General features: G+C 61.7%; 12 protein-coding genes. 7 read left to right on the top strand and 5 right to left on the bottom strand.

The annotated features are described in order from the left end of the window. The coding region (gene queA, locus H0W65_RS10945) for a tRNA preQ1(34) S-adenosylmethionine ribosyltransferase-isomerase QueA (protein ID WP_294007551.1) at positions 1–768 on the top strand (768 nt) is incomplete at its 5' end. Positions 769–772: 4 nt separating this feature from the next. Here queA and H0W65_RS10940 read toward each other — a convergent pair. Together H0W65_RS10940 and H0W65_RS10935 are read right to left on the bottom strand one after the other, a co-directional pair. Beyond that, positions 773–1,825 carry a sulfotransferase gene (locus H0W65_RS10940; RefSeq protein WP_294007549.1) on the bottom strand — a complete coding sequence of 351 codons (1,053 nt, stop codon included), beginning with the start codon at positions 1,823–1,825 and terminating at the stop codon, positions 773–775. Positions 1,826–1,846: 21 nt separating this feature from the next. After that, positions 1,847–2,602 carry a TSUP family transporter gene (locus tag H0W65_RS10935; protein ID WP_294007547.1) on the bottom strand — a complete coding sequence of 252 codons (756 nt, stop codon included), beginning with the start codon at positions 2,600–2,602 and terminating at the stop codon, positions 1,847–1,849. 96 nt (positions 2,603–2,698) lie between these two features. On the opposite strand from H0W65_RS10935, the gene H0W65_RS10930 reads away from it, so the two are divergent. From H0W65_RS10930 to tgt, 3 genes are read left to right on the top strand one after another with little or no spacing between them, the layout of a single operon-like run. Further along, a complete protein-coding gene (locus tag H0W65_RS10930) occupies positions 2,699–2,944 on the top strand; it encodes a hypothetical protein (protein WP_294007545.1) in 246 nt (81 codons plus the stop codon). Then, the gene (locus H0W65_RS10925) at positions 2,922–3,545 is read left to right on the top strand and encodes a zeta toxin family protein (RefSeq protein WP_294007543.1); all 624 of its coding nucleotides are present in this window, start codon (positions 2,922–2,924) and stop codon (positions 3,543–3,545) included. Before H0W65_RS10930 ends, H0W65_RS10925 begins: the two co-directional genes overlap by 23 nt. Next, on the top strand, positions 3,542–4,663 hold the full coding sequence (gene tgt, locus H0W65_RS10920) for a tRNA guanosine(34) transglycosylase Tgt (protein ID WP_294007542.1): 1,122 nt from the start codon (positions 3,542–3,544) through the stop codon (positions 4,661–4,663). The genes H0W65_RS10925 and tgt overlap by 4 nt, the downstream gene beginning before the upstream one ends. Positions 4,664–4,672: 9 nt before the next feature. Here the strand turns inward: tgt and H0W65_RS10915 are convergent, their stop codons facing one another. From H0W65_RS10915 to H0W65_RS10905, 3 genes are all read right to left on the bottom strand, one after another. Next, the gene (locus H0W65_RS10915; protein ID WP_294007539.1) at positions 4,673–6,097 is read right to left on the bottom strand and encodes a DEAD/DEAH box helicase; all 1,425 of its coding nucleotides are present in this window, start codon (positions 6,095–6,097) and stop codon (positions 4,673–4,675) included. Positions 6,098–6,719: 622 nt separating this feature from the next. Next, positions 6,720–7,187, bottom strand: coding sequence for a BrnA antitoxin family protein (locus H0W65_RS10910; RefSeq protein ID WP_294007537.1), 468 nt, complete (start codon positions 7,185–7,187; stop codon positions 6,720–6,722). Continuing rightward, a complete protein-coding gene (locus H0W65_RS10905) occupies positions 7,147–7,419 on the bottom strand; it encodes a BrnT family toxin (RefSeq protein ID WP_294007535.1) in 273 nt (90 codons plus the stop codon). Before H0W65_RS10905 ends, H0W65_RS10910 begins: the two co-directional genes overlap by 41 nt. A gap of 203 nt (positions 7,420–7,622) precedes the next feature. On the opposite strand from H0W65_RS10905, the gene H0W65_RS10900 reads away from it, so the two are divergent. The 3 genes from H0W65_RS10900 to H0W65_RS10890 all read left to right on the top strand — a co-directional run bounded on the left by H0W65_RS10900 (position 7,623) and on the right by H0W65_RS10890 (position 11,511). Continuing rightward, complete coding sequence (locus H0W65_RS10900) at positions 7,623–9,008, top strand: HEPN domain-containing protein (RefSeq protein ID WP_294007533.1); 1,386 nt, start codon at positions 7,623–7,625, stop codon at positions 9,006–9,008. A 251-nt stretch (positions 9,009–9,259) separates the two neighbouring features. Further along, positions 9,260–11,029, top strand: coding sequence for a 30S ribosomal protein S1 (gene rpsA / locus H0W65_RS10895; RefSeq protein ID WP_294007531.1), 1,770 nt, complete (start codon positions 9,260–9,262; stop codon positions 11,027–11,029). Between the two features lie 185 nt (positions 11,030–11,214). Next, complete coding sequence (locus H0W65_RS10890) at positions 11,215–11,511, top strand: integration host factor subunit beta (RefSeq protein ID WP_294007553.1); 297 nt, start codon at positions 11,215–11,217, stop codon at positions 11,509–11,511. Positions 11,512–11,569 lie beyond the last annotated feature (58 nt).

The following is an 11,569-nucleotide window of genomic DNA, read 5'->3' as shown; positions in this document are numbered from 1 at the left end:
TGGTGGGCGTTCGTCCGCAACGCCCGGCGCGTGCGTGAAGGCGATCGCATCGATTTTGCCGAGGGCGTCGCCGCCACCGCCGTCGAGCGCGACGATGCCGGCGCCCTCCTGCTTCATTTCCACGGCGACGAACCCGTCGAACTGCTGCTCGAGCGTGCCGGGCAAATGCCGCTGCCTCCCTATATCGCGTCGCGTCGTGGGACCGACGCCGCCGACCGCGACGATTATCAGACGATGTTCGCGGCGGAGGCCGGCGCCGTCGCCGCGCCGACCGCCGCGCTTCACTTCACACAGCGGCTGATCGACCTTCTCGACGAGCGCGGCTTTGGGCGCGAGACGCTGACCCTCCATGTCGGCGCCGGCACCTTTCTCCCGGTCAAGGTCGACGACACCGCCGACCACCGCATGTACGCCGAATGGGGGAAGATCGATGCGGCCGCCGCCGAACGCCTAAACGCCGCGCGCGCCGCCGGCGGGCGGCTGATCGCGGTCGGCACCACCTCGCTCCGCCTGCTCGAAAGCGCGACGGACGACGACGGCGTGATTCATCCGTTCGAAGGCGACACCGCCATCTTCATCACCCCGGGCTACCGCTTCCGCGCGGTCGACGGCTTGATGACCAATTTCCATTTGCCCAAATCGACTCTGTTCATGCTCGTCTCGGCGCTAATGGGGCTGGACACGATGAAGGCCGCCTATGCCCACGCGATCAGGCAGGGCTACCGATTTTACAGCTATGGCGACGCCTCGCTGTTGCTGCCCGCTTAGGCCTTCAAGATCTTTTGTCGGTTGGCTTTGCTTCCGGAATCCCGCCCATCCAGTGTCTCAAGTCCCGATCGATGACCTTCGACAGCAGGATCACTTCCTCGCGAAGTCGTTCGACGATCTGGCCGCGCAAGGTCGGGTCGAGCGGCTTGCGCTTGGCTGAAACCTTGTTCCAGGCGAGCAGCCGCTTACGCCACCGGAACACTGCTGCAATCGCCTTGCCTTCCTTGGCGTCGAGCTTTTTCTCGCGTTGCCGGAACTGCTTGCCGGCGAACACCGTACGCACCGCCTTTGGCGGGCGCTTGAGCAGCCGCTGGAGCCAGCCGATGCGATAGGCCTTGTTGATCCGCCGCGCGGCAAATTTGCTGTCGACCTTCGGCTCGACGCCGAGAAAGGCGCACAGCTCGAAGTAGCTTTGGCGAGTGTCGGCGACCAGGTCGTCGAACAGCACGACATGGCAGCGCTCGCGCCCGACCGCCGCGAAGAAACGCTCGACATGGCTGCCAAGCGCGCCGGCATCATCGTAGCGTAACCAGCGCTGGTCCATCGCGCTCTTGGGGATTGAACGGCCCTGGCGCCGTTCCTCGATTTTCGCCCAGGCGGCCGGGAAATCGGCCTCGTCCTCGTCGCCGGTGATCAGCAGCCGGGCGTGGAGCGAAGGCAGCATGTCAAGCGGGTCGCGCAGCGCGATAACGAACTTGGCGTTGGGCCACAGCTTCAAAATCGGCGCCATCATGTCGGGCACGTAAAGGTAAGTCACCGATCCTTCGGCGCGTAGCTTCTCACCCGCGCAATGGCCGAAAAAGCGTGCAAGATAATCCTCGTCGATCAGGTGCCTGAGCGTCGCCTCGTCGAGCCCGTCGAGATCGTGCCGCGAGAAATAATGGGGTTCCTTGACCGAAGAGAAGCAAACATGAGGGTTCTGCTTGAGCAGGCTCGCCAGCGTGGTCGTGCCGCTACGCGGGGCCCCGACGATGAAGGCGAAATGCGGTTGCGAAGGGGGGAGGGCGGCCGGGCTTTTCTCGGTCATCGCGCCGCTCTTGCCCGTCAAGCGGGCCATGAGGCAAGCCCCGGCGCCTTCTCAACCCGCAAAATAGCCCCATAGCAGCCGCGCCGTCAGTCCTAGCGACAGGATGATCAGCAGCGGCCGGATCAGCCTGGCACCGAAACGCATCGCGGTATGGCTGCCGATCCACCCGCCTGTCATCGATCCGGCCGCCATGCTGAGCCCGAGAAGCCAGACCATCTTGCCGCCGATCGCGAACAGGATCACCGCGGCGACGTTGCTGGTGAGGTTGAGCAGCTTGGTCAGCGCCGTCGCCCGGGTCAGCCCGAGTCCGCGCAACGCGACCAGACTGGCGGTGAAAAAACTCCCCGTGCCCGGCCCGAAGAACCCATCATAGGCGCCGATCGCCGCGCCGACCGGCGCATAACCCGCCGCGCTCAGCCGCGGCTGAGCGTCCTCGTCGCCCATCCGCGGGCTGACCAGCACATAGAGCGCGACCGCCATCAGCAGCAACGGAATGATCAGCGACAGCGCCCGTGTGTCGATCGCCTGGACGACGATCACGCCGAAGCTCGCGCCGAGGAATACCAGCAGCATCGTCCAGCGGTTGGCGCGCCAGTCGATCAGCCCCTTGCGCGCATAGTTGACGCAGGCGGTCGCAGTGCCGAACATCGACTGCAATTTGTTGGTCGCCAGCGCATTGACCGGCGGCACCCCGGCGAACAGCAGCGCCGGCATCATGATGAGGCCCCCGCCGCCGGCGATTGCGTCGATGAAACCGGTCAGGACGGCGGTCGCGGTGAGGGCAGCGTAGACCCAAGGGTCGATCATTGCTGGCGATTGGCAGTGGCGGCCTTATGAGGCAATTCATATCGGCAAGACTGGCGGGCGGGGCAAAGCTCGCTATATTGTCAGCAAGGAGTTCAGATGAAGATCGTCCAAACCAGGCTCAAGAAAACCACGGCGCGTGAAATCACGAGCAAGGGCGCGTCAACGCGCGTCAAGCGCTCGCGTGACGCCGATGGTAAGCTTCTGAGTTATCATGTCATCGATTTATCGAGTGAGACCATCGACCGGGATCTGACTTATGTTTTTGGTCGCAATGTCGCGCGCGCGCGCGCCGAGAACAAGAAAGTGATCGGCTCGGCGGATGGTCAGCCAGCAAAGCGCTGAAAACCCACTTTTTTTAATCGTCGCAGGGCCAAACGGGTCGGGCAAAAGCACGGCCTATGAAGATGCGCGCGCCGAGTTTGAGGGCCGCACGGTATGGATCATCAACCCCGACCGGCTGACGGCGCGCCTGGAGCAAGTTGAGATGCTTGCCGGCAGGCAAGCCAATCTTGCAGCGGTCATTCGGATCGAGCAATGGCTCGACGCATCATTTGCTGTTCATAAGCCGGTCGGGGTGGAAACGGTTCTGTCGACCGACAAATATCGGCGGCTGGTCGGACGCGCGCACGAATTGGGTTACGAAGTTTGGCTGTTGTACGTCGTGCTCGATCACCCCGACAAGAATGTCGAACGCGTCGCTATTCGCGTGAAGAAAGGCGGACATGCCGTTCCCGAAAGGGATATTCGCCGCCGATATGAACGGTCGCTGGCACAACTCCCTTGGTTTCTTGAAAAAGCGGATCGCGCGTGGTTGTATGACAACAGTGGTGCTCAACTTCGATTGGTTGCGACCAAATCGGAAGACACGCTGGAGATCGATGTCGGCGCACCAAGACGGCTGTTGGACGCCCTCAACCTGACGTCCGGCGCAAATCGGAAATGACCCGCTTTTCCTTTGCCATCGCCGAAACTGACGGCGCCGCGCGCACCGGCGCCATCGCCATGCATCGCGGCGAAATTCGCACGCCGGCGTTCATGCCGGTCGGCACCGCCGCCACCGTCAAGGCGATGAAGCCGGAGGGCGTTCGGGCTACGGGCGCCGACATTATCCTGGGCAACACCTATCATCTGGTGCTCCGTCCCGGTGCGGAGCGGGTCGCGCGGCTTGGCGGGTTGCACAAATTCATGAATTGGGGCCGCCCAATCCTGACCGACAGCGGCGGCTTCCAGGTGATGAGCCTTGGCGAGTTAACCAAGAAGACCGAGGAGGGGGTGCGGTTCAAATCGCACCTCGACGGCTCGTCGCACATGCTTAGCCCCGAGCGCTCTATTGAGATCCAGCGGCTGCTTGGCGCCGACATCGTCATGGCGTTCGACGAATGTACGCCGTTCCCCGCGACCGAGGCGCAGGCCGATGCGTCGATGAAGCGATCGATGCGCTGGGCCAGGCGCTCGCGCGACGCATTCGACGTTGGCGATAACCATGCCGCTCGCGCCGCCCTGTTCGGCATCCAGCAGGGATCGATGTTTCGCGACGTGCGTCAACGCTCGACCGATGCGTTGCTCGACATCGGCTTCGACGGCCACGCCATCGGCGGGCTGGCGGTGGGGGAGGGACATGAGGCGATGTGCGGCGTGCTCGACTATGCCGTCGCCATGCTCCCCACCGACAAGCCGCGCTACCTGATGGGGGTCGGCAAGCCCGACGACATCGTCGAGGCGGTGCGCCGCGGGATCGACATGTTCGACTGCGTCTTGCCGACCCGCTCGGGCCGCACCGGCCAGGCGTTCGCCGCCGACGGCCCGATCAACCTGCGCAACGCCCGCTTCGCGGAGGACCAAGGACCGATCGACGAAACTTGCGCCTGCCCGACCTGCGCCAGCTACTCACGCGCCTACGTCCACCACCTCGTCCGCTCGGGCGAAATCCTCGGCGCAATGCTGATGACCGAGCATAATCTATGGTTTTACCAGGCGCTGATGCAGGGCCTGCGCGACGCAATCGCTGGGCAGCGCTTCGATGTGTATGCGGCAAGCTTCTTGGAGCGTTATCGCAGCTAGAGGGGCTTTCTACCCCGCCCCGAAATTCAAAAACGAAGGGACTGGGCCGTTCCACGCCGGTTCGGCGTCGTCGGCGGTCTTGGGCTCGACCGTCGGGCGGTACTCGTCCTCGCCGGTTTCGACCCGCGGGCGATACTCGTCATCGTCGGGCTCGTCGCGACGGACTTCGGGCTCATGGCGCGGGGCCGGAGCTTTCTCGCGGACCGGCTTAGGCGTTTCCGCAGCAGGGGCGCGCGTCTTGTCGCGTGCCGGCTTGCGGCCACGCGGCGCGGGCCGCGCTTCCTCGACCGGAGCCTCGCTCACGACTTCGGCGCTCGTCGCCGGCGCGCCGACCTTGGCGATCTTGAGCCCGGTCAATTTCTCGATTGAGGCGATCGCCTCGGCATCGGCCGGGGTCGCCAGCGTGATCGCCGTACCCTTCAGGCCCGCTCGCCCGGTGCGGCCGATGCGATGGATATAGTCGTCGGGCTGCCACGGCACATCGAAGTTGATGACGTGGCTGACCCCCTTCACGTCGAGACCGCGCGCGGCGACGTCGGACGCGACCAATACGCTGATCTCGTCCTTTTTGAAGCGATCGAATTCGGCGATCCGGCTCGACTGGTCCATGTCGCCCTGGATCTGCCCGACCGAGAAGCCGGAGCGCTTGAGGCTGGTGTAAAGCTCGCGCACCGTCACCTTTTTGTTGCAGAAGATGATCGCGTTCTTGAACCCTTCGTCGCGCAGGATGTGGCGCAGCGCGTCGCGCTTCTTGGCTGCCGGGACGATCACCAGCCGCTGATCGATGTTGATATTGGCGGTGGCCGGGCGCGCGACCTCGATCGTCTTGGGGTCGGTCAGGAACTTGTCGGCCAGCTTCTTGATCGGCGGCGGCATGGTCGCCGAGAACAGCAATGTCTGGCGGGTCTTGGGCAGCTTCGAGCAGATTTCCTCGATGTCGGGGATAAACCCCATATCGAGCATCCGGTCGGCCTCGTCGATCACCAGCAGGCTGCAGTCGTTGAGCATGATCTTGCCGCGTCCGAACAGGTCCATCAGCCGGCCCGGCGTGGCGATCAGCACGTCGACGCCTTTTTCGAGCGCTTTGACCTGGTCGCCCATCTGCACGCCGCCGATCAGCAGGGCCATCGAGAGCTTGTGGTTCTTGCCATATTTCTCGAAATTCTCGGCGACCTGCGCGGCGAGCTCGCGCGTCGGCTCGAGGATCAGGCTGCGCGGCATCCTTGCGCGCGTCCGCCCTTCGGCCAAGATGTCGATCATCGGCAGGACGAAGCCGGCGGTCTTGCCGGTCCCGGTCTGGGCGATGCCGACGATGTCGCGGCCCATCAGCACGCTCGGGATCACGCCCTTCTGGATCGGGGTCGGCACGTCGTAGCCGCTGTCGATGACAGCGCGCAGCAATTGGTCGGAAAGGCCGAGATCGGCAAAGGTCATGCAGGGGTCCGGAAAAACAGGCCGCGCCCAAGAGGGGCGCTGCGCCGCGAGGCGCGCTACAGCGGAAGGGGGTGAAAAGTCAAGGAAGGGGGTGTGCGGACGTGGTGGGCGGTTTGTCGGCGCGGCTGCGATCGAGTGCGTTTCGGTCGGGGGCCGTGAGATAATGGTTTGGCGGATTTACGGGATTTTTGCCGGCCGAAGTTGATGAAGTTGATGCTGCGGCGCATTTTCGTCGTAGCGTGTAAACTTTCGAATGTTCGCACTGACGTTCCTGCACCCAATTACCTTGCACGGAGGAATAGCCCACCGTGGCCGGGGTCAGGCGTTCCTTGCGGGGCACATGTTGGCCTTGTTGGGGCAGAGGCGGGCAGGGAAGGCGCGGTGATCGCACATCTCATGTATGAACCATATAGGTTCCTACATGTCAAGAGCGGCCGGTCAAGGCTTGCGGCGTACCGCCCAGACGAACGCGGAAACGCTGCTGATCAGGGCAGCCAGAGCAATCAGGATAGGGGCATCGACAACAATCATTGGGGCGACTCCGAGCGCCACCAATGTTCCCTATTCATTCCCTATTTGCAATAGGAATTTTCCTACAGCTTCCGCTTCAGGGTTTAGCTGACTACTTCTTTTTCGTAGGGCGCTGGGTCAGGGCTGAGCCCGCAGCGGTCTTAGATGCCTTGCCGGTACTTTTGTTTCGCAAAACCTTCGACGCCGCCGTTCCGGCTTTTTTGCCGGTCTGCTCATTCTTCGCCATTGCAAAACCTTCTGCTACTTCACGAAACATTGAACGACCCCCTCCGCCGAGTGACCCGGAAACATGTTGTTCAAGGACGCTGTTCACACGGGTTTGCCAACCGGCACCGGTGGCTTTGAAGTGATCGATTACCTTGGGGGCCAAGCGCAACGTGACCTGCTGCTTGGTGGCTTCGCCCATTGGCGGCCTGCCGCGCCGGGTGAGCGTGCCTTCCGCCTTGCGGACGACCTTACCGCCGCGCGCCAATTTTGCACGATCAAAGACGTCGTCTGCCCATTCCTGGGCATCGTCGTCATTCAAGTTGGGCGTCAAATTTCTTTTGTTCGCGGTCATTCGCTTTTCTCATCGAGATGATGTGCCATGCGCCGTGACGCGGGGTCCAAACCAGCATGACCAACCGGTCACCAAGCCGTCCCATCGTTTGGAAACGCGTCTCGCCATAATCCCTGCGATCGTCCTGGATCGTGAGCGTCGTTCCGGCGAAAACCTGCACTGCATCGGCAAAATCCAATCCCCTTTCGCGAAGGGTCCAACTACGCTTCTCAGCGTCGTAGCTGATCTCCATGGGAGACGTTCCTCGTTACGTAACTTGTTGGCTCACGCATGGCTCGTCTCCTGGCAGCGATATTATGTAGTTACGAAAATAGAAGATGTCAACAGCCGCGCACCTTCAGGCTCGCCGAATGATGCCCATGAACGTCCACGCAGCATAGGAATCACAACAATCAATTTTTCGTGCATGGCTGCTGAAATGCTACAAATGGGCGCATGACCAATCGCAAAGACGACCTTGTAGCCGATGTCGAATTCATATTCTCAGAGTGTGGCCGCTTTAATTGTCTGCTGATGGAGCGTCCGAACGGCTATAAAGAGGAGCTGCAAGGGAACGCATTCTGCGATCTCCCGCACCCGTCAGGGCGTGGCCACATGATTTGCGGTCGCAAAGCAATTGAGCGCTTAGAGTCGTTAGCCGCACGAGCTAGATCACACGCAGATATAGCCCAGCAAGTAAGCCTCCAATCGGTGAGGAAACCATTGGCCGAGATTCTTGTCCGGAGGTTTCTGAAGGAGAGACAGACTGTCGACATACGTCACGTTGATCGCGCACTCGCCGAGGCGGGCCGTGTTGCCGCTTCAAAGCGCCTGACATTGACGCACTTCGTCCCATGTCATCTGATGATCGCTCAAAATCCGTCAACTTTTACCATCGGACCCATTCGCTTTCATAGTCGCTCAAGTTTTAGATCGCTTCTCGCACAACACGTTCAAGCCAACCGGATTCAGGGGATAAGACGGGATCGGAAAGTTCTGTCGGATATGGTTCGCTACTACAAGACCTTTGGCTGGGTTGCCGAAGTAACCATTCCAGAGTGCGATAAGCAGACCTCTGATGATTTAGCAAAGACAGCCGTTATCGCTGCGCTTGATTGCCTTCATCTACTGCTTGGTCCGGGTCACACGCGGAAGATGATTGTGGGTGGTCCCGCTATCAACAGAGATAAACGCGGCAGGTTTTCGATTACGGCGACGGGCGAATTGAATTTGATGGCGTCGTATGGCGGACCGGGAGAAGTTGCGTTCGAGGATGATTGGTTCACGCTGTTTGACAGGCCCGATTATGGCGAAGTGATGAAATTGTGTGGCGTGGCTCTTGAAGCAGCGGCAGACCCAACTCTTGATAGGCCCCTAAGCGATCGGTTTTTGGAAGCAGCCCTGTGGTTCGGAGAGGCAGTACGAGAGTCTTCGCTAGCGGCAAAGGTCGTGAAATATGTGACCGCCCTTGAGCGCATCATGATGACCGACGAGAAAGACGACATAACTAGCGTAATATCTGAAAGGGTGGCGGCGCTTTGCTTCGATCCTCGAACGATCGAGAGCCGGGAGCAGTGGCTTCGAAAGGCTCAGCGTGCCTACACCCTGCGATCGAAGCTTGTTCATGGCTCCATGTCACCAAAATCTCCAGCAGTTAGCGAAGGCGTGCGACTAGGAGCCGAGGTTGGTCAACAGGCCATCCTTTCGACACTTTTGGCTTTCGGCGAGACGGCTTTACGATCTGAAGGGGTAAGTAGTCGGGAGTTGGCGCGCTGGTTTCATGGCGTGATTGCTCACGCCGATAGATTGGTGAGCGGTGGCGAAGCGGCACTCAAACGTTAGCTCGCGCTTGCCCCCTCGCTTGCCCTCTTGCCCTTCATCCGCTATGCGCGCCACCGTCCGGCGGTGTGCTCTGCGGGCGGCTCGTCTTCCTTGCTGCGATGCTTGGGCCTGCTGCCTGCCCACGTCCATCGGACGCCTCGACCGGCATGGGGCCGGCGGGGCGGATCATGGGTTTCCAGGTCCGCCAGATGGTAGTTCGGCCGATGTGGCCGGCGGCGGCATGAAAACTGAAGTTCGAAAGTCACTCTTTTATGGCCACTACGGCATTTCCGAGCCGCGACGATTTCGCGGCGATGCTTAATGAAGCCCTCGGCGGCGAGAACGAGTCCTTTGAGGGCAAGGTCGTCAAGGGCATCGTTACCGGGATCGAGAATGATCTCGCCGTGATCGATGTCGGTTTGAAGAGCGAAGGCCGCGTCCCCTTACGCGAATTCGCCGCGCCGGGCCAGAAGGCTGATCTCAAGATCGGCGACGAAGTTGAAGTCTATGTCGACCGGGTCGAAAATTCGCAGGGCGAAGCGATGCTCAGCCGCGACCGCGCGCGCCGCGAAGCCGCCTGGGACAAGCTGGAAAAGGAATTCGAAAAGGCCGAGCGCGTCGACGGCGTGATCTTCGGCCGGGTCAAGGGCGGCTTCACCGTCGATTTGGGCGGCGCCGTCGCCTTCCTGCCGGGAAGCCAAGTCGACATCCGTCCGGTCCGCGATGTCGGTCCGCTGATGGATATTTCGCAGCCGTTCGTGATCCTGAAGATGGACCGCCGCCGCGGCAACATCGTCGTGTCGCGCCGCGCGATCCTCGAGGAAACCCGCGCCGAGCAGCGTTCGGGCCTGATCCTGAGCCTCGAGGAAGGCCAGATCATCGAGGGCGTGGTCAAGAACATCACCGATTATGGCGCGTTCGTCGACCTGGGCGGGATCGACGGTCTGCTCCACGTCACCGACATCAGTTACAAGCGCGTCGGCCACCCGAGCGAGGTCATCGCGATCGGCGACACGGTCAAGGTGCAGATCGTCCGCATCAACCGCGAGACGCAGCGTATCTCGCTCGGCATGAAGCAGCTCGAGAGCGATCCGTGGGAGGGCGCGCAGGCCAAATATCCGATCGAGGGCAATTTCACTGGCCGGGTGACCAACATCACCGAATATGGCGCTTTCGTCGAATTGGAGCCTGGCATCGAAGGCCTGGTTCATGTCTCGGAAATGAGCTGGACCAAGAAGAACGTCCATCCGGGCAAGATCGTCAGCACGTCGCAGGAGGTCGAGGTCAAGATCCTTGAGGTCGACGAGGAGAAGCGCCGCATTTCGCTCGGCCTCAAGCAGGCCCAGTCGAACCCGTGGACCGACTTCGCCGACAAATATCCGGTCGGATCGACCGTCCAGGGTGAGGTCAAGAATTCGACCGAGTTCGGGCTGTTCATCGGCCTCGACGGCGACGTCGACGGCATGGTCCATATGTCGGACATCGCCTGGGGCGTGTCGGGCGAGGAAGCGCTGGCGCTGCACCACAAGGGCGAGTCCGTGTCCGCCGTGGTGCTCGACGTCGATGTCGAAAAGGAGCGTATCTCGCTCGGCATGAAGCAGCTTGAGCGCGGCGGTGTCGCGGTCGGCGGCGGGGCATCGTCGGGCGGCGTCAACAAGGGCGAGACGCTGACCGTGACCGTGCTTGAAGTGCGCGATGGCGGCCTGGAAGTGCAGGTCGGCGACGACGGCGCGACCGGGTTCATCAAGCGCACCGACCTTGGCCGCGACCGCGACGAGCAGCGTCCGGAGCGGTTCCAGGTCGGGCAGAAGTTCGACGCGCAGGTGATCGGCTTCGACCGCTCGAAGAAGCCCAACTTTTCGATTAAGGCGCTGCAAATCTCCGAGGAGAAGCAGGCGGTGGCGCAGTATGGCTCGTCCGACGCGGGCGCGAGCCTCGGCGACATCCTCGGCGCCGCCCTAAAAGAAAAAGCCTCCACAACACCGGCCAAGCCAGCCAAGGCCGATAAGCCAGCCAAGGCTGATAAGCCCGACAAGAAGTAAGCGTCCATGCAGACTAAGCCTTGCATGGCCGAATGAACGCACACGGGCAGTGTGCTGCCCGCCTCACTATGGGAAGGGCGCGGATGCAGCGATGCAGCTGCGCCCTTTTCCTTTGGCGAACAGGCTGATACGCATCGCCTGTCGCCGGGGGGGCGTCATGGCCAATTGATTGATGCGGGGATATGATGATCCGATCCGAACTGGTGCAGAAACTGTGCAGCGATTTTCCCGACCTCACCCAGCGCGAGGTGGAGAATGTCGTCGCATCCTTGTTCGACTCGATCACCGATCAACTCGCCAAGGGTGGCCGCGTCGAGTTGCGCGGCTTCGGCGCTTTCTCGACTCGTCAGCGCGACGCCCGCACCGGGCGCAACCCGCGCACAGGCGAGGCGGTAGAAGTCGACGCTAAGCGCGTACCCTATTTCAAGCCGGGCAAGGAAATGCGCGAGCGGCTGAACTTAGGCGAAGTCACCGCCGAATGAGGTCGTGCGCCGCCAGGCGGCGAAGGCCTCGCGCCGCGGACGTGGCGGAATGGTAGAC

Source organism: Sphingomonas sp., from assembly GCF_013816785.1.
Lineage (GTDB): Bacteria > Pseudomonadota > Alphaproteobacteria > Sphingomonadales > Sphingomonadaceae > Sphingomicrobium.
Note: the sequence above shows the minus strand (reverse complement) of the source record. Positions and strands in the feature narration are given on the sequence as shown.